The following is a 22,160-nucleotide window of genomic DNA, read 5'->3' as shown; positions in this document are numbered from 1 at the left end:
CGGAAGTTGCGCGCGCATGCACCTCGCGGGTCAGTGCGCGGGCGTCGATCGGCGGCGGCGCCGGACGATCGGGCGGCGCAGCGAGCCGAACCGGCGCAGAATCCGCGGCCTGCGCACGGTGCGGTCGCACCACTCGCCGAGAGTCACGCCCGCCGCCAGCGCGCAGCCGACGCCGACGGCCGCGAGCAGCTGGTTGCCTCCGATCAGCAGTTCGTCGTTGAGCAGGGCATAGAGCCCGCGGTAGACCTTGAGGCCGGGAAGCAGCGGAGTGATGCCGGCGACGGCGACGACCAGCGGCGGAGTCAGCGCGCGGCGGGCCATCAGGCCACCGGCCAGGCCGACCAGCGTCGCGGCGACGCCGGAGGAGATCACCGGGCCGAAACCCGCCTCCTGGATGAGCAGGAAGCAGATGATGCCCGCGGCGCCGCTACCGGCGGCCGCGGCCAGCGCCCGGCGTTCGGCGTAACAGGCGAGCGCGAACGCCAGGGCCGCCACCGCGCCGGCCACGATCTTCACCGGCAGGTCGGTGATGTCGCGGGCGGAGGTCAGGTACACCGGGGGCACGGTGGCGTCGACGAGATCGGCGATGCGCAGGGTGAGCGCGATACCCGCGATGATGCCGCCGGTCATCATCATCACCTCGAGCATGCGGGCCGTGGCCGTGATGGGCGCGCCGGTGATCGCGTCCTGTACCGAGCCGACCAGCTGCAATCCGCTCAGCAACACGGTGATTCCGGCCGCGATGATCAGGGTCGGGTCGACGTCGATCCGCAAGCGCGCGGCGAGGCTCGCCAGCACGATGGCCGGGATCGCCGCGATGGCGCCGCCCACCATGTGCTGGAAGAAGAACGGCAGCCCGTAGCGATTGAGGACGCGATTGGTGCGGTCGATCGCCGCGGTGGTCGCGAAACTGACCGCGGCCACGAGGGCGCCGCCGCCGAGCAGCGCGGCGATCGCCGCCGCCATCAGCGACCACGCCGCGGTGGCGGTCCAGCGGTGGTACGGGTGCGGCGCCGAGGTGATCGCGTCGAGTGCGGCGCGGGCCTGAACCGGTGGGACCACTTCGTGGCGGATCCGGCGGGTCAGCCGGTCGACGGCGGCGAGCCGGGTGAAATCCAGGGCGCGGTAGTGCACGATCCGCATCGTGCTGGCCGGTGGCAGCGCGGGGCCGCGGTCGGCCCAGATGCGGATGGCGTCGTAGGTGACGTCGATGCTGCACCGGGACAGCCCGTAGGTGGCGGCGATGAACCGCACCGTCGTGGTGGTGTCCACCACTCCGGTGCCGGAGGCCAGCACCACTTCGCCGACCCGGACCGCGAGGTCGAGGACTTCGGCGACCCTGGCGTCGTCGGTGAGGTCGATCGGCTGTAACGGCGTCGGCGCGGTGACGATGGTGTCCGCGGTCGCCTGCCGGTCCGCGACCAGCATGCCGACGGCCTGGGTGACGACCGGAATCGGCCGGGCACGCCGCAGGCGAAGCCCGCGACGCCAGCCGAGGTGATCCACCCGTCCGGTGGTGACATCGCCTACGGAAGTTGCCTCAGGACTCATGGAGGCGAACCTAGTCATCCGATGTCTTCTCGGCATCCGCGCGGGTCGCGGGGGGCGCGCCGGTCGCGACCACCCCTTGGTCGGACCGCGGATTCATGGTAGAACTTGTTCTAATTTCGGCGATGGGAGCGCGTACGGTGCGGTACGGAATCGTGTTGTTCACCAGCGATCGGGGCATCACCCCCGCGGATGCGGCGGTGGCCGCCGAGCGTGCCGGATTCGACACGTTCTATGTGCCCGAGCACACGCACATTCCGGTGGTCCGGGCCGCGGCGCACCCGCGCACCGGCGATGCGAGCCTGCCCGACGACCGTTATCTGCGGACTCTGGACCCGTGGGTCGCGCTCGGCACCGCCGCGTCCGTGACCGAGCGCATCGGCTTGTCCACCGCGGTGGCGCTGCCCGCCGAACACCATCCGATCACGCTGGCCAAGACCATCGCCTCGCTGGATCACCTATCCGGCGGCCGGGTCAGCCTCGGCGTCGGATTCGGCTGGAACACCGACGAACTGGCCCACCACGGCGTGCCCGCGGGCAAACGCAGAACGGTGCTGCGGGAGCATCTGGAGGCCATGCGCGTGCTCTGGACCGAAGAGGAAGCCGGCTTCGACGGCGAGTTCGTCACCTTCGGCGCCAGCTGGTCCTGGCCGAAGCCGGTGCAGAAGCGCATTCCGGTCCTGCTCGGCGCGGCGGGTACCGAGAAGAACTTCACCTGGCTGGCGAAGTACGCCGACGGATGGATCACCACGCCCACCGAGGACGACCTGGACCCCAAGATCGCTCTGCTGCGCCGGATCTGGCGCGAGCAGGGGCGTGCCGACAATCCTGAGGTCATCGCGCTCGCCGGGCGGCACGACGCGGAGCAGCTGGCGCGCTGGGCCGAATCCGGTGTCACCGAAGCCGTTTTCGGACTGCCCGACCGTTCCGCGGAGGACGTCCGGGCCTACCTCACGCGCCTGGCGGGAAAACTGGGTATCGAGCACGCTGGGTGACACGCGCGGCGTGACCAACCGCGTCCGCGGATCACGACAAGGGCTCACCAGGGCACCGGCCACGACGATAGCGCCCGCCGCGACCAGCAGCCATCGTCGTCCCGGCTCCGCGCCCGCGTCGGCGACGGCCGCCGGTGCGGGGTGGTGCGCGCCGAAGACACCGTCCGCAAACGCCATCCGCGTAGACCGGTCCCCCCTGGTCGCTGACGACCGTCAGGCTCAGCCGGATCGGCACCGGCGGCGCGCGTCTTTCGTCGGCAGCACGGCGTCGGCGCCGGTGTAGCGGCCACCGCCAGGGAGCGGCGCGGCCACGTTCGGCGACCCACCGCCGGTCACGGCAAATATCGTGTCGGCCGTCGGTGCGGCCGGGCTGTGGCCACACGCCGGGCGCAGCGAGCGCCGCCTCAGGCAGGCGGCGAGCCGAACCGCCCCCTGACGAGAAGTGGCCCGCGCGAAGCGGGTTCGCGCGGGCCACGGAGGACGCTGTCAGCGCAGGTCGCGGCTGCGGAATGCGGTGATGCCGACGGCGAGCAGCGCCGCGGCGGTCGCGAGCAGCCACAGCAGCGGCTGGGCCTGGAATTCGGCGCCGGGCACCTTCGGCGGGTGGACGAACGGCACGAGATCGAGCATCCAGTGCGGCAGGCCGTCGAGCGAGCCGACGAAGAAGATCACCACCATGGCGCTGAGCACGCCCCACGCGACCGGGGCGAACCGCGGTGCGAGACCGTAGAGCGCGACCGCGATGCCTGTGACGACCCACACCGCGGGCACCTGCACGGCGGCGGCGGCCGACGACTGGGAAAGTTTCGTCCCGAGGTCGCCGTCCGCCGCGCCGTAGACGATCCCGATCGCCACGCCCGAGACCAGCAATGCGGCGGCGGGGCCGAGCAGCGCGAAGCCGATGTGGCTCAACGCGTAGCGGACGCGGCCGACGGCGCCGGACAGGGTGGCCTCGACCCGGGCGCTGGTCTCCTCGTCGTGCAACCGCAAGGCGGCGGAGATCGAGTAGGCGGACGCGGCCGCGGCGAGCATCGTGAGCGCGTAGGTGATGAAGGACTGCTGCAGCTGCTGTGAGCCGCCCATCCGGGTGACCATGTCCCGGATGGACGCGCTGCCGTCGAGCATGTCGCCGACGCTGTTCACCGCGCCGCCGATCAGCAGGCCGTAGAGCGCGAAGCCCACCGTCCACGCCAGCAGGGTGCCGCGCTGCAACCGCCAGGCCAGACCGAACGGACCGGACAGGATCGCCGCCGCCGCGGACGGCCCCGGACGCTCGGCGATGAGCCCGGAACCGACGTCGCGGTGGCCGAGCAACGCGTACGCGACGCCGGTGCCCAGCACCGCGAGGGCGGCGAAGAGCAGCAGCACCCACCAGCGTTCCCCGGCGTACGGGCGGATCTGCAGCGACCAGCCGATCGGCGACAACCACGAAAGCACACCGTTTCCGGCGTCACCGACCGCACGTAGCGCGAAGGCCGCGCCGAGCGCGCCGAAGGCCACGCCGCGCGCCACCCGCGCACCGGCGCTGACCTGGGCGGCGACCGCCGCGACGGCCGCCCAGACGATGCCGGACGCGGCCAGGGCGGCGCCGAAGGCCACCGATCCCGCTCCGGGCAGGTCGATGCCGTAGAGCGACAGGGCGCACACGATCCCGGCGAGCAACGCGCCCGAATAGGTCATTATCAAGGTCGCGGTGAGACCGGCGAAACGCCCGATGCTGGTGGCGCTCACCAGTTCCGCACGTCCGGTCTCCTCCTCGACCCGGGTGTGCCGGATCACCGTGAGCACCGTGGCGATGGCGATCATGGTGTACATGGCGCCTGCTTTCCAGGTGCCGATCGACCCGAGCGCGGAGCTGAACACCGGGCCGTACATGGCGATCAGCGCGGGACTGTCGGCCGTGGTCCGCGCGAAGCTGTCCAGCGACGCTTGGTTGTCGTACAGACCCTTGATGCTGGCGACCTGGAACGCGGGCATCAGGCCGATGAGCAGCGTCCACAGCGGCAGCACGATCCGGTCGCGCCGCAGGTACAGCCGCAGCAATCGCCCGGTGCCCGCGAAGTCGCCGGATACGCCGAATACCTGCGCCGCCGTGGCGCGGCCGGCGATGGCGGTGGTCATGCTCGCACCTTCTCCCCGGTGGCCGCGCCGGACTCGGCGCCGTGGCCGTCGACGTGGTAGTGCCGCAGGAACAGCTCCTCGAGCGTGGGCGGCGTGCTGGTCAGGCTGCGCACGCCCGCGTCGCCGAGCACCCGGATGAGCTCGCCGAGGTGCTCGTTGTCGACCTGGCAGCGCAGCGTGTGGTTATCGAGTTCGATGTCCTCCACGCCCGGGATGCGGCTCAGATCGCCCGCGTCGCCGGTCAATTCGGCGGTGATCGACGTACGCGACAGGTGACGCAGGTCCGACAGCGACCCGCTCTCCACCGTGCGCCCGGCGCGAATGATGGTGACCCGATCGCAGAGCGCTTCGACCTCGGACAGGATGTGGCTGGACAACAGGACGGTCGCGCCGCGCTCTCGCGCCTCGTGCACGCACTCCCGGAAGACCTGCTCCATCAGCGGATCCAGCCCCGAGGTCGGCTCGTCGAGCAGCAGCAGCGGCGCGTCGGAGGCCAGCGCGGCGACCAGCGAGACCTTTTGGCGGTTGCCCTTGGAATAGGTGCGCGCCTTCTTGCGAGGGTCGAGATCGAAGCGCTCGATCAGCTCATCGCGCCGCTTCTCGTCGAGACCGCCCCGCATCCGGGAGAGCAGATCGATGGTCTCCCCGCCAGACAGCGACGGCCACAACGTGACATCGCCTGGCACATAAGCCAATTCGCGGTGCAATGCGACCGCGTCGGCCCACGGGTCGCGGCCGAACAGTCGAGCCTGCCCGCCGGTGGCGCGCAGGATGCCGAGCAGTACCCGGATGGTGGTGGACTTGCCCGCGCCGTTGGGGCCGAGAAAGCCGTGGATCTCGCCCTCGGTGACGGTGAGGTCGAGGCCGTCGAGCGCGGTGACGTGACCGAAAGTCTTGCGCAGATCGCGGACTTCGATGATGTCGGACATCACTTCTCCTTGGTGAATGTGTCCAAGATCGTGGGATCGGTGAGCAGCCCTTGGGTGTAGAACTCCAGGGCCGGTGGGGTGAGTTCTTCGCTGAGTTCGCGAATCGCCTTGCGGTAGTCGATCGTCTCGTCGCGGTGCTGGCGCATCTGCATGTACAGCATGGTTGCGCCGACGTTCAGCATCATCAGGTATCGGGCGCGCGCCGCCGGGTCGCGGCTGGGTTTGATCCTGCCCGCCTCGACCGCCTTCTCGAGGTATCCCTCGGCATCTGCGGCCATGTGCTCGAACAGTGATTCCGCCATCGGTCCGCCTGCCTGCAGGCTACGCACCATGTAGGCGACCAGCGGCGCGTACGACTCGATCTCGGCCAGGGCGTCGAGCATGCCCGCCTTCACCGACGACGCGGTGATCGCCTTGACCTTCTCGTCGCGGATCAACTGCAGCACCCGGTCGTCGCAGGCGGCGCGCAGGCCGTCCTTGGACCCGAAGTGATGGTTGACCAGGCCGGGGGAGACGCCGGCGGCGGCGGCGATCTTGCGGACTCCGACCTGGAATCCGTGTTCGCCGAACACCTCGATCGCGGTATCGCGAATGCGCGCCGCGGTGCTCAGATCGTCGGCGGATCCTTGCGGAACGGGCTGTTGGTTAAACACATGTTCAGTATATTAAACAGCCGTTCAACGGTCTAGCAAGACCTGTCGCCGACTTGTCGCGCATCACGGTTTGCCGCCCGTGTACGGGGCTATCGTCGAGACATGACTAGCGGCACGGCAACGACGGCGGACCACCTACGCGCGGCACTCGACGGCCCTTGGGCGGCCGTCCGGGACGAAGCCAGGACCTTGCTGGCCGGGGAGGAGTTCACCGCCGATCCCTACCAGGACTACAAGGCCGCCCGGGCGCGCGTGCTCGAGCAGATGAAGGCGATCTCCACGATGGGGTTCGCCGAGCGCGGCTTCCGCCGGGAGAACGGCGGTACCAGTGAGCCGGGCGCGGCGGTGGTCGGCCTGGAGATGCTCGCGTACGCGGATCTGTCGTTGTGGGTGAAGTCGGGCGTGCAGTGGGGTCTTTTCGGCGGCGCCGTGGAGAATCTCGGCACCGAACGGCACCGGGAGTTCATCGAGCGCTTGATCTCGCTGGATCTGCTCGGCTGCTTCGCGATGACCGAGTCCGGGCACGGCAGCGACGTCGCGAACCTGGAGACCACGGCGACCTACGACCCGCAGACCCAAGAGTTCGTGGTGCACTCGCCGACGCCGTCGGCGCGCAAGGACTACATCGGGGGCGCGGCCGAACACGCCAGGATGGCCGCGGTGTTCGCGCAGCTGATCACGCAGGGCGAGAACAAGGGCGTGCATTGCCTGCTGGTGCCCATCCGCGACGAGAACGGCGCCGACCTGCCCGGCGTGACCACCTATGACGACGGCCTCAAGGGCGGCCTGCCCGGCGTGGACAACGGGCGCATCGTCTTCGATCACGTGCGCGTGCCCCGGGAGAACCTGCTCAACCGCTACGCCGACGTCGCCCCCGACGGCACCTACAGCTCCGAAATCGACAACCCCAGCCGCCGGTTCTTCACCACGCTCGGCACCCTGGTGCGCGGCCGGGTGAGCGTCGGCGGCGCCGCGGCGGCGGGCGCGCGCGTCGCCTTGAGCATCGCGGTGCGCTACGCGCTGCTGCGCCGCCAGTTCTCCGACCCGGACACCGGGGTGGAAACCGTGCTGCTGGACTACCGCAGCCACCAGCGCCGTCTGCTGCCGCTGGTCGCGAAGTCGTATGCGCTCGCGTTCGCGCAGAACGACCTGGTGCGGCGGATGCACCTGGTGCAGACCGGCCAGAATCTCGAGCCGGGCGCACAGCGCGCGCTGGAGAAGCGCGCGGCAGGCCTCAAGGTCGCGCAGACCAACCACGCCACCCGCGCCATCCAGGAGTGCCGCGAAGCGTGCGGCGGCGCGGGTTATCTCACGGAGAACCGGCTGGTGACCTTGAAGGCCGACACCGACGTGTTCACCACCTTCGAAGGTGACAACGTGGTGCTCACCCAGTTGGTGGCCAAGGAACTGCTCACCGCCTACGCCGACGAGGTGCGCGACCTGGACGCCCTGGGCTGGGTGCGCTTCGCCGCGACCATGGCCGGTGACGTGGTGCGCAAGCGTTCGGGCGTGCGCCAGCTGATCCAGACCCTCCGTGACCGCGGCGACGATTCCATCGATGAGGGCGATCTGTCCCGCCGGGCGGTGCAACTGCAATTGTTCGCCGACCGTGAGGACTACCTGGTCCGCACCGCGGCGCACCGGCTGCGCGCCAGGGCCGAGGAGACCGGCCCGTTCGAGGCGTTCAACAATGCCCAAGACCACATCCTGGCAGCGGGCTCGGCGCACATCGACCGGCTGGTGCTCGAAGCGTTCATCGAGGGGATCTCCGACATCGAGGACCCGGCCGCGCGTGAACTCGCCGACTGGATGTGCGACCTGTTCGTCTACTCCACCATCGAGGAGAACCAGGCCTGGTACATCATGCACCGGTTCATGTCGGTGGACCGGGCGAAGGCGGTGCGCCGCGGCGTCAACGAACTGGTCGACCGGCTGCGTCCGCACGCTTCGACCCTGGTCGAGGCCATGGGCGTGCCGGAGCGGATGCTGCGCGCGGCCATGCTCGACGACGCGAGCGTCTTCCAGCGGGACCAGCCGATCTCGGCGTCGTCCTAGCGGCAGGGCGGTCGCCCCCGTCGGCGGCCGCTCAGCCCGGTCCGTACGCCGTGAGCGCGGTGACCACGAACCACACGACCCAGACGAAGGCGACGATCATGCCGATGGCCAGGACGGTGCGCATCACCGCGCGCCCGAAGTCGAGGTCGCCGGACTCGCGTGGATACAGCTTCCACGGGCTGTACCAGGGCGCCCGGATGACGAAGGCGGACGCCTGCGCTTCCCGCTCGGCCTGCGCGAGTTCCTCCGCGTAGGCCTCGGCCTGCGCCTGGTTGGGCCCACCATGCCAGAGCGTGATGTCGATCGGGCCGAGGAAGCCCTCGTTGAGCAGTTCCTGCGGCGCGGGCAGGTAGGGCAGGATGCCGAGACCGCGGAACGCGACGGCGACGTCGTTGGCCGTCCAGAGGAACTTCTCCTCCGTGGCGAGCGAGTCGAAGTAGTGCCGCAGCCGGCCCGGGTCGTCGCCGATGATCACGTCGAAACTCGGATCGGCCCACCGCTGTTCGAGTCGCAACTGGGCGCCCGACAGCGGGACGACCAGCGCGACGCCGTGCACGACCCGCTGCCCGAGTCCGCGGGCGGCCAGCCATTCCTGCAACGCGAAAGTGTGCTCGCGGGATTTGTCCAGCGGCGTGCTGCGGTCGCGGCTCTCCGTCGCCACCGGCTCGCCGTTGATCGTCCACTCGCCGTTGAGCGGGACCTCCAGCACGCCATCCTGGCGGGCGACCAGTGCATCGGCCTCGATCACCACGCAGCTGGTCGGGGTCCAGACCACGGCGTCGAATTGGTGCAGCCGATCCTTGTGGAACAAGCTGCAGGTGATCGTCGCGACACCATGCGGACTCCCGGGGTCCTTCCAGGTGCGCAGCCAATCGATCAGCACCCGCTCTGCATTGGTACCTGCGGCGTTCTGGACTCGCACGAGCATTGGCGGCCACCCTTCACGTCGACACTCGACAGTGGACAGGATACGAGGTGCCGCAACGGATTCGCCGCGCCCGTGCCGACGGACGGCGTGTCGGGCGCGAGGCACGGCGGCCGGGCTACTCCGGTTCCTCGGCGGCGATCCGGCCCGCCCGCACGGCCCCGGCCAGTTCGGCGTGGTCGGCTTCGGTGCGGTCGGCGTAACGCACCGCGAACGCGGCGACCGCGTCGTCGAAGCGTTCGTCGCCGTCCAGATATCCCGACAGCAAGCGCGGATCCAGCGATCGGGAATGGGCCCTGGCCAGCAGCGCGCCCGCCAGCCGCCCGTAGTCGTCGAGGTCGTCCGCGGGCAGCTCGGCGGGATCGATGCCGCCCTTCATATTGCGGAATTGCCGGACGATGAACGGCATTTCGACGCCGTCGCCGACCGGGTCGAGGGACGTCCACCCGAGCAGGAGATCCGACTCGGACTGAACAAGCCTGGCGCCTCGCACGATTCGCTCACCCTCGTGCCGTACGGCGGCCGTCGGCAGGAACGGGGCGAGCGCCGCTGCCGCGGCCTGCTTCACTTGCAGGACCAGCGCCTCGCCGTCGTTGCCGTGCAGCAGCGCGAGATAGCTGCGCAGCCCGACGCTGCCGGTCCCGACGATCCGGAACGCGATGTCGGACACGGCGAACCGGGCCAGGAGATTGCGCCGCGACTCGGGCAAGGTGTCGGCATAGCGCTCCAGCCCGCCGATCACCGCCTCCGCGACGCGCTCGTCCACGGCGGTCAGAATCGGCGGATCGCTGACGAAGCGGTGCTTGCGGATACCGGTCTGGTGATCCTCGAGGTGCTCGGTCCACTTGGCCACCACCTTGGCGCTGGTGTTCTTGCGCGCCTTCTTGGCCGCCTTCTTGAAGTCGTCGAGCAGGTCGTCGGCCTCGGCCCTGGCGAGCACCGACTCGTCGGGCAGTGCGGACCAGGACGCCATGAACGGCATCGCGGCCAGATCCGCCACGGCCAGGCGGTAAGAACGGGCGGCGTCGCGCGCGGCGGTGCGGCACTCGTCCTCGTCGGCGCCCGCCTCCCGCCCGGCCAGTACCAGGCTGGCCGCGAGGCGCTCCAGATCCCACTCCCACGGACCGGGCACAGTCTCGTCGAAATCATTGATGTCCATGATGATCTCGCCGCGCGCGGTGCCGTACAGGCCGAAGTTCGCCGCGTGCGCGTCACCGCACAGCTGGGCGGTGAGCCCACTGTCCGGGCCACCTGCCAGATCGGCCGCCATCAACCCCGCCGCGCCCCGATAGAAGGTGAACGGTGAGGCGATCATCCGCCCGATCCGCAGCGGTATCAGGTGCTCCAGCCTGCCCGCATTGCTCATCTCGACGAAATCGAGCACGCTCGGACGCCGTACTCCGGTGGCCGCCCGATCCCTTGCGCTGACCGGAACCCGCTCACGCAACGCGCGTCCGCGGGCGCGCACCTCCTCCGCGGGCACGTAGGAGCGCAGATCGATACCACTGTCTGACACAACGGATCACGCTAGCCGCCAGCGACCGTTCATGCCGCGTGGTGTCGGCCTCACTTCACCTGGGTACGGGGCGACGCGGGCTCGATCGGCAACCGCAGCGCGCCCGGCGCCTCGGCGGGCACCGCCGGTCGCGCCGGCGGCACCGGAGCGATGCGCCGGTAGGCCGACCCCAGTTCCGGCCGCGGGTCGGGTTCGTCGCGGTTGGGCCAGAACGCCATCGCGCGCTCGGCTTGCGCGGTGATCGTCAGCGACGGGTTCACGCCGAGATTGGCGGTCACCGCCGAGCCGTCCGCCACGTGCAGGCCGGGATGACCGTAGACCCGCTGGTACGGGTCGACCACGCCGCTGCGCGGGCTCTCGCCGATCACGCATCCGCCGATGTAGTGGGCCGTGGCCGGGATGTCGAACACGTCCATGATCAGCCCGTGGGTGTCGCCGTCGACCTTGGCGCCGAACCGTCTGCCGATGTCGTGGGCCAGGGGGATCCAGGTCGGGTTCGGCTCGCCGGTGCCCTGCCTGGTGCGCAGCCGCCCGCGCCGGCGGAACGAGGTCAGCGAGTTGTCCAGCGACTGCATGATCAGCAGGATCACCGACTTCTCCGAGGCGTGCCGTGCGTTCAGGCTGCGCAGGAACACCAGCGGGTGCAGCAGGATCGCCAGCAGGAAGCGCAGGAAGCGGAACGCGCCGCCGTCCACGATCGGCACCGACATCGGGAACAGCGCGTTCTGACCCTTGCCGTAGTGACACACCTCGACGTGGGTGTCGGGCTCCGGGTGGATCGATGAGGTGATCGCGATGCCCTCGGCGAAGTCGCGGCGGGCGCGGCTGACCACGTTGAGGATGGCCTCGGAGTTGCTCCGGGTCAGTTCGCCGAGCCGGGGCGACAGGTGCGGCAGCACGCCGTCGTCCCGCATCTCGAGCAGCAGCTTCTGGGTGCCGAGCGCGGCGCCGGCGAACACCACCTGCTCGGCGGTGAAGGTTCTGCGCTGCTTGCGGATCCAGCGGCCGGACCGCTCGGTGTCGACGGCGTATCCGCCGCCGGGCAGCGGCCGCACGGCGGTGGCCGTGGTCAGCGGGTGAACCTGCGCACCGGCCTGTTCGGCCAGATAGAGATAGTTCGTGGTGGTGGTGTTCTTGGCGTTGTGCGGGCACCCGGTGAAGCAGCGCGCGCAGTGCACGCAGCCGTTGCGGCGGGGACCCGCGCCGCCGAAGTAGGGATCGTCGACCTCCGTGCCCGGATCGCTCTCGTTGAAGAACACGCCGACATCGGTCGGATGGTAGGTGTCGGCCACACCGAGGTCCTCGGCGATCTCCCGGATCACCTCGTCGGCCGGGGTCGTGCGCGGGTTGGGCGCGACGCCGAGCATGCGCTTGGCCTGGTCGTAGTACGGCGCCAGTTCCGCGCGCCAGTCGGTGATGTGCGCCCACTGCCGGTCGGTGTAGAAGTTCGGCAGGGGCTCGTACAGCGTGTTCCCGTAGATCAGCGAGCCGCCGCCGACACCGGCGCCGGAGAACACGGCGCACTTGCCGAGCAGGCTGATCCGCTGCGGACCGGTGAGACCCAGGCGCGGCGCCCAGATCGATTTGCGCACATTCCAATTCGTGCGGGGGATGTCCTCGGCGTTCCATCGGCGGCCTGCCTCGAGCACCCCGACGCGGTAACCCTTCTCGGTGAGCCGCAGGGCGCTGACGCTGCCGCCGAAGCCGGAGCCGATCACCACCACGTCGTAGTCGAATGCGGACATGACTTCCTCTCGCTCACCGGCCACATGGTGAGAAATATTCCAAATCATTCTGTCACCGTCGCGCTGTGGCGGAAACCATCCTCGCACGGGCATGCCGCGTCGATCTCCGGAAATTCGGCCCGCGGAGATGGCGAGGAACGGGGTCGGTGGGGTATGCACGGGGCGTGACAACCGAATCGGGCGCAGCCCAACCGGAGGAACGCGCCGCCGACGGCGGAGTGCGGGGAGTCTTCGCCGACCGCATCCTGACCGTGCCGAACGTGCTGAGCGTGCTGCGCCTGCTGGGCGTCCCGCTGTTCCTGTGGTTGCTGCTGATCGAGCGGGCCGATGGCTGGGCGTTCGCCCTGCTGGTCCTCAGCGGCGTCACCGACTTCCTGGACGGCAAACTCGCCCGGCTGCTCGGGCAGTCCTCACGGCTGGGAGCACTGCTGGATCCGTTCGTCGACCGGCTCTATCTGGTCACCACGCTGGCGGCTTTCGTGATCCGCGGCCTGATCCCGTGGTGGGTCGCGGCGATCCTGGTCGGCCGCGACCTCGTGCTGACCGCGACGTTGTCGGTGTACAAGCGCCGCGACCTGCCCCCGCCGGAGGTGATCTACCTGGGCAAGGCGGCCACCTTCGCGCTGATGTCCGCGCTGCCCTGGCTGCTGGCGGGGCAGATGGACTGGGCTGCCGCCGGTTTCGGGCGCGCCTTCGGCGGGGCCCTACTGATCTGGGGCACCGCGGTCTACGTCTGGACCGGCGTGCTGTACACCGGCAAAGCCATCGCGGTCGCAAGAGCGATACCGGCTGTGGGGCATCGGACGGCGTAGCCGATAGAGTTTGCGTGCAACGTTCAAACGAAAGGACGGCCTGTGACCCAGACCCCCGAGGATCTGCGCTACACCGAGGAGCACGAGTGGGTACGCCGGATCGCCCCGACCCGGGTGCGGGTGGGCATCACCGACTACGCCCAGTCTCAACTCGGTGACGTTGTGTTCGTGCAGCTGCCCGAGGCGGACGCGGAGGTGGTCGCCGCGGACAGCATCGCGGAGGTGGAGTCGACCAAGAGCGTGTCCGACATCTACGCGCCGCTGAGCGCGAAAGTCGTTGCGGTGAACGACTTGCTGAACTCGGAGCCGGAGACGTTGAACGCCGATCCCTACGGTGACGGATGGCTGTTCGAGTTGGAGGTGGGCGATGCGGCGAGTCTCGACGCGACGCTCGGTGAACTGCTGGATGCCGCAGGTTATCAAGGAGTTATCGGGGGCTGAAGCAGCCTTCCCAGTTCTACCTGCACGGGTGCGGCCCGGCAGGGTACGGTCAATGCCAACAGATGCACCCGGCGGCTGTGCCGGGAATCTAGTGACTCGACGGCAGGTCGTGGTACCAGAGGTATCACCTGCTTGCAGGGATAATCAGGTTCGAGGAGGAGAGAAACGGTGAGCGAGAACAAAGACCCGGGTTACGGGGAGACCGCGGCCGAGACGACGTCGGTCTTCCGCGCGGATTTCCTGAACGAGGTCGACGCGTCGCGCTCCGGAGAGCCGACCGGCGAACAGCCGGTCCAAGGGGTCGAGGGTCTGCCCGTGGGCGCGGCCCTTCTGGTCGTCAAGCGCGGCCCGAACGCGGGCTCGCGGTTCCTGCTGGATCAGCCGACCACGTCGGCGGGGCGCCACCCCGACAGTGACATCTTTCTCGACGACGTCACCGTCAGCCGTCGGCACGCCGAGTTCCGTCAGGACGACGACTCCTTCCAGGTCGTCGACGTGGGCAGCCTGAACGGCACATATGTGAACCGGGAGCCGGTGGACTCCTCCGAACTGCAGAACGGTGACGAGGTCCAGATCGGCAAGTTCCGGCTGGTGTTCCTCACCGGACCGCGCGCCCAGGTGACCGACTCGTCGGCGGGCGCGGGGAGTCTATGACGGCGTCGGTGCCGGGTCGCGCACTCATGAAAGGCTCGGAGTCATGAAGGACCTGGCGCTGTGACCGGTGCGGCGCAGTGGGCACGCGGAGGGATGTCGATCGGCTCCGTGCTCGACCTGCTGCGCCCCGACTTTCCCGACGTCACCATCTCCAAGATCCGCTTCCTGGAAGCGGAGGGCCTGATCCGGCCGGAGCGGACGCCTTCGGGCTACCGCAGGTTCTCCGTGGCGGATGTGGAACGGCTCCGGTTCGTATTGACCGCGCAGCGCGATCAATATCTCCCGCTGAAGGTGATCAAGGAGCAGCTCGAGGCAATAGATAGCGGTGCGGCGACGCTCGGCGTGCGGGAAGCCCGCGCCCGAGCGCACTCCGTCCGCCCTGGTGCGCCGGAGTCCGGGCGCGGCACGCCCGATGCGGAACCGGCCGTGCCGGCTTCCGAACGTGGCGTGCGCCCGGTGGCCGCGCCTCGTAGGCTCGGCGTCGTGCCGAGCGAGATCTCCCCGGATGATCTGCGGTTCGATCACGAAATCCGGGTCACCCGGGCCGATCTGCTCGACCAGGCCGGGATCGAGGAGAAGTTCCTTGGCGACCTCATCCGGGCCAATCTGATCACACCCGGCCCGGCGGGGTACTTCGACGCGGACGCGGTCACGCTGGCCAAGACCGCGCGGGCGATGGCCGAATTCGGTTTGGAGGCACGGCATCTGCGTGCGTTCAAGCTTGCCGCCGACCGGGAGGCCGCGCTCGTGGCGCAGATCGTCGCCCCGATCGCGAAGAGCCGGGACGCGGGTGCGCGCGCCCGCGCGGAAGAGACGGTGCGTGAACTGGCCGCGCTGTCGCTGACCCTGCACACCTGTCTGGTCAAGTCCTCGGTCCGGGGCTCGCTCGGGGGCTGACCCCCGAGAGGCCACGGTCCGTAGGTCCCGGCAAACCGACACCCCTGATTTCTGCTGTGCAGACGGATCGCTGGACCGGTGCGGGTTCGCCTAGACTCGTGGTACGGCGAGCTCTGCGGCGGTCATGCCGGGCCGGCGGCGAGTATGGGAGGCAGTGCGATGAGCGAAATGCGCGTGATCGGCATCCGTGTCGAGCAGCCACAGAACCAGCCCGTGCTGTTGCTCCGCGAAGTGGCGGGCGACCGGTATCTGCCGATCTGGATCGGGCAAGCCGAGGCGACGGCGATCGTCCTCGAGCAGGAGGGGGTCACCCCGATCCGCCCGCTGACCCACGACCTGATCAAGATCTTGATCACCGAGCTGGGGCACACATTGAAGGAAGTGCGGATCGTCGATCTGCAGGAGGGCACCTTCTACGCGGATCTCGTCTTCGAGAACGATCTGCGGATTTCGGCGCGGCCATCGGATTCGATTGCGATCGCCTTGCGGGTGGGTTGCCCGATCCATGCCGAGGAGTCGGTTCTCGAGGAAGCCGGTCTCGTCATGCCGGACGAGCGCGAGGACGAGGTGGAGAAGTTCAAGGAATTCCTGGAGTCGGTGTCTCCCGACGACTTCAAGGCGACCGATAGCTGAAGTAGAGGTCGAGACTTTCCCCGCGCGTCGCGTTTGGCTCGATGACGCCGCGGGCTGGACAATCGTGGGGAGTAATCTCGACAGTTGGGCCACGACCGTTTCGGCCGAATCCGCACCGATTCGGTCGGTGACGGCGCCGGGTCATCGATGAGGCTGGGAATGCGTCGGCGAAGCAAGGGAGTGGTCAGTGGCAGAGCAATCGCAGGATGTGGTACAGCCAGGACTGTTCCCCGACGACTCGGTACCTGACGACATGGTCGGCTATCGCGTTCCCAGTGCGTGCCAGGTGGCCGGAATCACCTACCGGCAGCTCGACTACTGGGCGCGCACCGGTTTGGTGGTGCCTTCCATCCGGAGCGCCGCGGGTTCGGGCAGTCAGCGGCTGTACTCGTTCAAGGACATCCTGGTCCTGAAGATCGTCAAGCGGCTGCTCGACGCGGGCATCTCGCTGCAGAACATCCGGATCGCCGTCGATCATCTGCGCAGCCGCGGCGTGCAGGACCTGGCGGGAATCACCCTTTTCTCCGACGGCACCTCGGTGTACGAGTGCACGTCGGCCGAGGAGGTCGTCGATTTACTGCAGGGCGGGCAGGGTGTGTTCGGGATCGCCGTGAGCGGCGCCATGCGCGAGCTGACCGGCGCCATCGCGAACTTCCCCGCGGAGCGCGCGTCGGCGATCACCGAGCGTCCGGAGGACGAGCTGTCGTTCCGTCGTAAGGCGCGGATGAACCGCAAGACGGGCTAGGATTCGCACAACGCTTTCACGGCCGGGCAAGGCGTGCAGCCTCCCCGGCCGTGGTGTGTGACAGCGCCGTCGGCGGCGGGCAAGGGCCGGGGCGGCAGCGAGAGGGGGCGCGGTGCAGGCACGCGATATCACCGGGCTCGTCGGGCCGATCGAGCGGATCGACGCGTTTCCGACCGTCGACGAACTGAATGCCTTCGCCGACGCTCTCGCGGCCGGTTACCCGGACCGGATCTCGATCACCGAGCTAGGACGTTCGCGCGGCGGTGACCCGATTCGGGAGGTGACGGTCGGATCCGGCGACCGGCATATCTTGGTCTTCGGCAATCCGCATCCGAACGAGCCCATCGGCATGGCCACGATTCGCCATCTGCTCGGCCGGATGGCCGCGGACGAGACGGTGACCGTGGGCGCCACGTGGCATTTCCTGCTGTGCGTAGATCCGGACGGAACGCGGTTGAACGAGGGGTGGTTCGCCGGACCGCACACCAGAACCGGCGTCGCCCGCGGCTTCTACCGGCCGCCCGCGGCCGAACAACCGGAATGGTGTTTCCCCACCGAATGGCGCGGCCGGCGCGTCGGGGTGCCGCTGCCGGAGACGAAGGCGATGATGGCGCTGATCGACCGCACGCGGCCCGCGCTGATCGCCTCCCTGCACAACGCGGAGTTCGGCGGCGGTTTCTTCTACACCTCCGGCGGTGATCCCGGGTACTGGTCGGCGTTGACCGCAGGCCTCTCCGCCGCCGGCGTGCCGATCTACCAGGGCGAACCCGACGCGCCGGGCGCCCGCACGCTCGCTCCGGGAGTCTTCGAGCTGCCGCTGTTCGAGGCGATGGCGGATCTGCTGGCGGCCCAGGGCCTCGACTCGGTCACCGCGCTGGGCGGGGGCGGCTGCCGGGACTACGCGGCGCGCTACGGCACGGCGATCCTGGTCTGCGAATTGCCGCTCTGGGTGGACTCGCGGATCGGCGACGGTTCGGCGGGCGACCGAGTGCTGGGCGACCTGCTCGACGCCACCGCCGCCGACTACCGGGCCATGGCCGAGGTCGCCTCCGAGGTGCTCGCTCGCGTCGACGGCACATTGAGCGGTCGCAGCCCGTTCGAACGGTCGGTGCGTGCGCTGGTCGCCGGGCTGCCGGGTCTCGCCGTGAGCAGACAGTCGGTGCCGCAACGAAATCGGATCGCGACCCGGGGCGAGATCTTCGTCGAGCAGTACGACTGGACCGCGATGCTGCGCCTGCGGCTGGGCGGCATGCTGCTGCGCCTGCTGGAGGACGAATACGCGCTCGGCGGCGGTACGGCGCTGGCCGCCGAGCGCGACCGGTTCGCCGCGGTATTCGATCAATGGTGCACCGATGTAGAGCTGAACGCACCCGGTGTCGCGGTGCCGCTGGCCCGTCTGGTGGGCGTCCAAGCGGAGTCGATCGTGCTGGCGGCTGCGCGGCTGCGCGCCGGACTCGCCATCTGACGGGTGATGCCCGCTCGGTCCCCCGAGTGACCAGAACGACACGGTGCGCGCGGGGTCCGGTGGCGCGCTCCGGCGTGTCGTCGGCTTAGACTGACGGTGCGTCGCCGCCGTGCGGGAGAGCCTCGGTCCGGAAACGAGTCCGAGCGCCGAAGGAGCAGCACCTCCCCGTCAATCTCTCAGGCAAAAAGGACCGTGCGGGCTTCGACGCCTCTGGAAAGCGGCGGCTTCGAGCCGCCCGCCCATGGGGAAAGGGTCTCGGCCACTGGTCGCGGGACCCGAATCTCTCAGGCGCCACGACAGAGGGGGAGGGCCGGTACCCGTCGACCGCCTGGTCGACCCCGCCCGACCTTGGGAGCTGTTGTGACTCGCTCGTTCGCCGATCGCCATATCGGACCCGACCGGGAGGAGCTGGCCCGGATCCTGGACGTTGTCGGCGTGTCGTCGCTGGACGAGCTGGCTGCCGTCGCGCTGCCCGCGAGCATCCTGGACGGCGACGGCCTGGCCGGGCTGCCCGCGGCGGGCTCCGAGCACGAGGTGCTCGCCGAGCTCGCCGAACTCGCCGGGACCAACACCGTGGCCACCTCGATGATCGGGCTGGGTTACTACGACACGCTGACCCCCCCGGTGCTGGTGCGCAACCTGCTGGAGAATCCGGCCTGGTACACCGCCTACACGCCCTATCAACCCGAGATCAGCCAGGGCAGGCTCGAGGCGCTGCTCAACTTCCAGACCATGGTGTCGGAGCTGACCGGCATGGACGTCGCCAACGCGTCGATGCTGGACGAGGCCACCGCGGCCGCCGAGGCCATGACACTGCTGCGCCGGGCGGGCCGATCGAAGTCTGCACGCCTGGTCATCGACCGCGACCTGTTCCCGCAGACCAGAACGGTGCTCTACACCCGGGCCGAGCCGCTGGGCCTGGAGATCGTGGAGGCGGATCTGTCCGCCGGAGAGCTGCCCGACGGAGAGTTCTTCGGTGTGCTGGCGCAGACTCCCGGGGCTTCCGGTCGCGTCGTGGACCTGACCGAGTTGATCGCCGCGGCACACGATCGGGGCGCGTTGGTCGCGGTCGGGGCCGATCTGCTGGCGATGACGCTGATCACGCCGCCCGGTGAGCAGGGCGCCGACGTATGCTTCGGCACCACCCAGCGCTTCGGTGTCCCGCTCGGTTTCGGCGGCCCGCACGCCGGATACCTCGCGGTGCGGCAAGCACAGGCCCGCCAGTTGCCCGGCCGCCTGGTCGGCGTCTCGGTGGACGCGGACGGCTCCGTCGCCTATCGGCTCGCCTTGCAGACCCGCGAGCAGCACATCCGCCGGGAGAAGGCGACCTCCAACATCTGCACAGCGCAGGTGCTACTGGCCGTCGTGGCCGCGATGTACGCCTCCTACCACGGTGCCGAAGGGCTGCGGGCGATCGCCCGCCGGGTGCACGCGCACGCCGCGGCGATCGCGGCCGGTCTGGACGGCGCGGTGGTGCACGACAGCTTCTTCGACACGGTGCTCGCGCACGTGCCCGGCGGCGCGGAAGCCGTTGTGGCGAAAGCGAAGTCGCGCGGCATCAATCTGCGCCTGGTGGACGCCGACCACGTCGGCATCGCCTGCGACGAGGCGACCACCGACGCGCATGTCGCGGCCGTGCTCGAATCCTTCGGCACCGCGGTGTCGTCCGAGCCGGGGGCGCCCGCGCCGGTCGCGGCGATCGAGAGCCGGACCTCGGAATTCCTGGCGCACGCCGCGTTCACGAAGTACCGGACCGAGACCGCGATGCTGCGGTATCTGCGCGCACTGTCCGACAAGGACATCGCGTTGGACCGCAGCATGATTCCGCTCGGCTCCTGCACCATGAAGCTCAACGCCGCCGCGGAGATGGAGGCCATCACCTGGCCCGGTTTCGCGCGCGTGCATCCCTACGCGCCGGTCGAGGACGCGCCCGGCTTGCTGCGGGTGGTCGCGGACCTGGAACGGTGGCTGTCGGACATCACCGGCTACGACTCGGTGAGCTTGCAGCCGAACGCGGGCAGCCAGGGCGAGTACGCGGGGCTGCTGGCGATCCGGCGCTACCACCTCGATCGCGGCGACACCCATCGCGACACCTGTCTCATCCCGTCCAGCGCGCACGGCACCAACGCGGCGTCGGCGGCCATGGCCGGGCTGCGCGTGGAGGTGGTGAAGTGTCGCGCCAACGGCGACGTCGACCTCGACGACCTGCGCGCCAAGATCGCCGATCACGCCGATCGCCTGGCCTGCATCATGATCACCTATCCGTCCACGCACGGCGTCTACGAGCACGAGGTCGCCGAATTGTGCGCGCTGGTGCACGACGCGGGCGGCCAGGTCTACGTGGACGGCGCGAACCTGAACGCCCTGGTCGGCCTCGCCCGGCCGGGCCGGTTCGGCGGCGACGTGAGCCACCTGAATCTGCACAAGACGTTCTGCATCCCGCACGGCGGCGGCGGTCCTGGCGTCGGTCCGGTCGCGGTGCGCGCGCACCTGGCGCGATATCTGCCCGGCGACCCGCTGGAAGCGGGGTCGCACGCGGTGTCGGCCGCGAAGTACGGCTCGGCCTCCATTCTGCCGATCACCTGGGCCTACATCCGCATGATGGGCGCCGATGGGCTGCGCCGCGCCACGCTGTCGGCGATCGCTTCGGCGAACTACATCGCACGGCGGCTGGACGAGTACTTCCCGGTGCTCTACACCGGCGAGCGCGGCATGGTGGCGCACGAGTGCATCCTGGACCTGCGCGAGATCACCAAGCGAACCGGCGTCACCGTCGACGATGTGGCAAAACGCTTGGCGGACTATGGGTTCCACGCGCCGACCATGAGTTTTCCGGTGGCCGGTACGTTGATGGTGGAACCCACCGAGAGCGAGAACCTCGCCGAGCTGGACGATTTCATCGAGGCGATGATCGCGATCCGGGCGGAGATCGACCAGGTCGCCGCGGGCGTGTGGCCGGTGACCGACAACCCGCTGCGCGGGGCGCCGCACACCGCGGCGGCGCTGGTGGGGGAGTGGGAACACCCCTACAGCCGGGAAGTCGCCGTGTATCCCCGAGGTCTCGGGCATGCCAGGGCGAAGGTGTGGCCGCCGGTGCGCCGGATCGACGGCGCCTATGGCGACCGGAACCTGGTTTGCGCCTGTCCACCGCTGGAGGCGTACGCGGACTGACCGCCGGTCCGGTCGCGTATCGACCTCACCGCGTGGCGGCCGCTTTTGCGTAGGTGTTCGCCAGGTCCGGCCAACCACCCGGACTGCCCACGGCTTCGTGCATGGACTCCCAGCCCGGTCCGTGCTTATCGAAACCGGAGTGCACCAGCGTGACGGCGGTGCGGTCGGGAGCGACGGCCGAGAAGGTGACATCCACGCGGCTGGCCCGCTCCGGATCGGGTTCGTGCTTCCAGTCCAGGCCGATCGCCCAGGAGAACGCGAAGTGGGTCGGCGGCTGCCACACCAGCACGGTGCCCCATGGACATTCGGTGCCGTCGTCCTCGCGACCGAGGCAACGGCCGCCCACGCGCGGCTCGATCACCTCCTCGGCGAGCCGGCCCGCGCCGATATGGTGCTCGCGCGGCCACCAGCTGTCGATGCCGGTGGTGAACACGTCGTAGGCGGTCTCGATGGGTGCGTCGACGACGAGTTCGACGCGTACGTCCTTGTCGCTGGCCTGCTGTGTCATGACTGCTCCTGGTCGGTAGCTCGTTCTTCGGCGGCCCTCCGGCCTGCTTCGTCCTGGAAAGCCGACATCGCGGTGGTCCAGAACCGCGTGAAGTACACGCGTAGCGCGTCGATACCGGTGGGATTCAAGCGGTACACCCGGCGGGTGCCGACCGCCTCGTGGGTCACCAATCCGGCCTGTTCCAGCACCCTGAGGTGCTGCGATACCGCGGGCCTGCTCACCGGCAGATCCGCGGCCAGCTGCCCTACCGCGCACGGCCCCTTGCCGAGGCGCTCGAAGATCGCCCGCCTCGTCGGGTCACCCAGCGCCGCCAGCGCCGCATCTCGGTAAGTCCCCACGAACCGTAA

General features: G+C 69.5%; 19 protein-coding genes and 1 riboswitch. Of the genes, 10 read left to right on the top strand and 9 right to left on the bottom strand.

All coding sequences use genetic code 11. The annotated features are described in order from the left end of the window. Window positions 1–30 precede the first annotated feature (30 nt). A complete protein-coding gene (locus tag ACFV2O_RS34220; RefSeq protein ID WP_379255830.1) occupies window positions 31–1,428 on the bottom strand; it encodes a threonine/serine exporter ThrE family protein in 1,398 nt (465 codons plus the stop codon). A 260-nt stretch (window positions 1,429–1,688) separates the two neighbouring features. Between ACFV2O_RS34220 and ACFV2O_RS34215 the strand changes: the two genes are divergently transcribed. Continuing rightward, on the top strand, window positions 1,689–2,543 hold the full coding sequence (locus ACFV2O_RS34215; RefSeq protein WP_379255829.1) for an LLM class F420-dependent oxidoreductase: 855 nt from the start codon (window positions 1,689–1,691) through the stop codon (window positions 2,541–2,543). A 486-nt stretch (window positions 2,544–3,029) separates the two neighbouring features. Here the strand turns inward: ACFV2O_RS34215 and ACFV2O_RS34210 are convergent, their stop codons facing one another. Genes ACFV2O_RS34210 through ACFV2O_RS34200 form a run of 3 tightly spaced genes read right to left on the bottom strand, consistent with a single transcriptional unit; the run spans window position 3,030 to window position 6,246 of the window. Beyond that, window positions 3,030–4,664, bottom strand: a complete 1,635-nt coding sequence (locus tag ACFV2O_RS34210) for an ABC transporter permease (RefSeq protein WP_379255782.1) — start codon at window positions 4,662–4,664, stop codon at window positions 3,030–3,032. Beyond that, complete coding sequence (locus ACFV2O_RS34205; RefSeq protein ID WP_379255780.1) at window positions 4,661–5,593, bottom strand: ATP-binding cassette domain-containing protein; 933 nt, start codon at window positions 5,591–5,593, stop codon at window positions 4,661–4,663. The genes ACFV2O_RS34210 and ACFV2O_RS34205 overlap by 4 nt, the downstream gene beginning before the upstream one ends. Beyond that, complete coding sequence (locus tag ACFV2O_RS34200) at window positions 5,593–6,246, bottom strand: TetR family transcriptional regulator (protein WP_356968613.1); 654 nt, start codon at window positions 6,244–6,246, stop codon at window positions 5,593–5,595. Before ACFV2O_RS34200 ends, ACFV2O_RS34205 begins: the two co-directional genes overlap by 1 nt. 102 nt (window positions 6,247–6,348) lie before the next feature. Between ACFV2O_RS34200 and ACFV2O_RS34195 the strand changes: the two genes are divergently transcribed. Then, the gene (locus ACFV2O_RS34195) at window positions 6,349–8,301 is read left to right on the top strand and encodes an acyl-CoA dehydrogenase (protein ID WP_356968611.1); all 1,953 of its coding nucleotides are present in this window, start codon (window positions 6,349–6,351) and stop codon (window positions 8,299–8,301) included. Between the two features lie 31 nt (window positions 8,302–8,332). Here ACFV2O_RS34195 and ACFV2O_RS34190 read toward each other — a convergent pair whose 3' ends face one another. From ACFV2O_RS34190 to ACFV2O_RS34180, 3 genes are all read right to left on the bottom strand, one after another. Further along, a complete protein-coding gene (locus ACFV2O_RS34190) occupies window positions 8,333–9,229 on the bottom strand; it encodes a nuclease-related domain-containing protein (protein ID WP_379255778.1) in 897 nt (298 codons plus the stop codon). Between the two features lie 115 nt (window positions 9,230–9,344). Next, window positions 9,345–10,742: a DUF2252 domain-containing protein gene (locus tag ACFV2O_RS34185; protein WP_356968607.1), complete on the bottom strand. Its 1,398-nt coding sequence runs from the start codon at window positions 10,740–10,742 to the stop codon at window positions 9,345–9,347. Window positions 10,743–10,792: 50 nt separating this feature from the next. After that, a complete protein-coding gene (locus ACFV2O_RS34180) occupies window positions 10,793–12,487 on the bottom strand; it encodes a GMC family oxidoreductase (RefSeq protein ID WP_355078502.1) in 1,695 nt (564 codons plus the stop codon). 218 nt (window positions 12,488–12,705) lie between these two features. Here ACFV2O_RS34180 and ACFV2O_RS34175 point away from each other — a divergent pair, with 218 nt between their 5' ends. The 8 genes from ACFV2O_RS34175 to gcvP all read left to right on the top strand — a co-directional run bounded on the left by ACFV2O_RS34175 (window position 12,706) and on the right by gcvP (window position 21,305). Beyond that, complete coding sequence (locus ACFV2O_RS34175) at window positions 12,706–13,299, top strand: CDP-alcohol phosphatidyltransferase family protein (RefSeq protein WP_379255828.1); 594 nt, start codon at window positions 12,706–12,708, stop codon at window positions 13,297–13,299. Between the two features lie 42 nt (window positions 13,300–13,341). Beyond that, a complete protein-coding gene (gcvH, locus tag ACFV2O_RS34170; protein ID WP_355078501.1) occupies window positions 13,342–13,740 on the top strand; it encodes a glycine cleavage system protein GcvH in 399 nt (132 codons plus the stop codon). 168 nt (window positions 13,741–13,908) lie between these two features. Continuing rightward, entirely contained in the window at window positions 13,909–14,394 is a 486-nt protein-coding gene (locus ACFV2O_RS34165; protein WP_043690204.1) for an FHA domain-containing protein, read from the top strand. Between the two features lie 93 nt (window positions 14,395–14,487). Beyond that, complete coding sequence (locus ACFV2O_RS34160) at window positions 14,488–15,291, top strand: MerR family transcriptional regulator (protein ID WP_356968651.1); 804 nt, start codon at window positions 14,488–14,490, stop codon at window positions 15,289–15,291. A 159-nt stretch (window positions 15,292–15,450) separates the two neighbouring features. Then, entirely contained in the window at window positions 15,451–15,924 is a 474-nt protein-coding gene (locus ACFV2O_RS34155; protein WP_039797829.1) for a bifunctional nuclease family protein, read from the top strand. 187 nt (window positions 15,925–16,111) lie between these two features. Further along, the gene (locus ACFV2O_RS34150; RefSeq protein ID WP_067811025.1) at window positions 16,112–16,669 is read left to right on the top strand and encodes a MerR family transcriptional regulator; all 558 of its coding nucleotides are present in this window, start codon (window positions 16,112–16,114) and stop codon (window positions 16,667–16,669) included. A 112-nt stretch (window positions 16,670–16,781) separates the two neighbouring features. Then, a complete protein-coding gene (locus tag ACFV2O_RS34145; protein WP_379255776.1) occupies window positions 16,782–18,134 on the top strand; it encodes a M14 family zinc carboxypeptidase in 1,353 nt (450 codons plus the stop codon). A 102-nt stretch (window positions 18,135–18,236) separates the two neighbouring features. Further along, window positions 18,237–18,337: riboswitch (glycine riboswitch) on the top strand. A gap of 157 nt (window positions 18,338–18,494) precedes the next feature. After that, window positions 18,495–21,305, top strand: coding sequence for an aminomethyl-transferring glycine dehydrogenase (gcvP, locus tag ACFV2O_RS34140; RefSeq protein ID WP_379255775.1), 2,811 nt, complete (start codon window positions 18,495–18,497; stop codon window positions 21,303–21,305). A gap of 25 nt (window positions 21,306–21,330) precedes the next feature. Here the strand turns inward: gcvP and ACFV2O_RS34135 are convergent, their stop codons facing one another. Together ACFV2O_RS34135 and ACFV2O_RS34130 are read right to left on the bottom strand one after the other, a co-directional pair. Continuing rightward, the gene (locus ACFV2O_RS34135) at window positions 21,331–21,813 is read right to left on the bottom strand and encodes an SRPBCC family protein (RefSeq protein WP_379255773.1); all 483 of its coding nucleotides are present in this window, start codon (window positions 21,811–21,813) and stop codon (window positions 21,331–21,333) included. Beyond that, complete coding sequence (locus ACFV2O_RS34130) at window positions 21,810–22,151, bottom strand: ArsR/SmtB family transcription factor (RefSeq protein WP_379255772.1); 342 nt, start codon at window positions 22,149–22,151, stop codon at window positions 21,810–21,812. The genes ACFV2O_RS34135 and ACFV2O_RS34130 overlap by 4 nt, the downstream gene beginning before the upstream one ends. Window positions 22,152–22,160: the final 9 nt, after the last annotated feature.

Origin of the sequence: Nocardia sp. NPDC059691 (assembly GCF_042733915.1) — a bacterium.
GTDB classification, from domain to species: Bacteria; Actinomycetota; Actinomycetes; order Mycobacteriales; family Mycobacteriaceae; genus Nocardia; species Nocardia sichangensis.
Note: the sequence above shows the minus strand (reverse complement) of the source record. Positions and strands in the feature narration are given on the sequence as shown.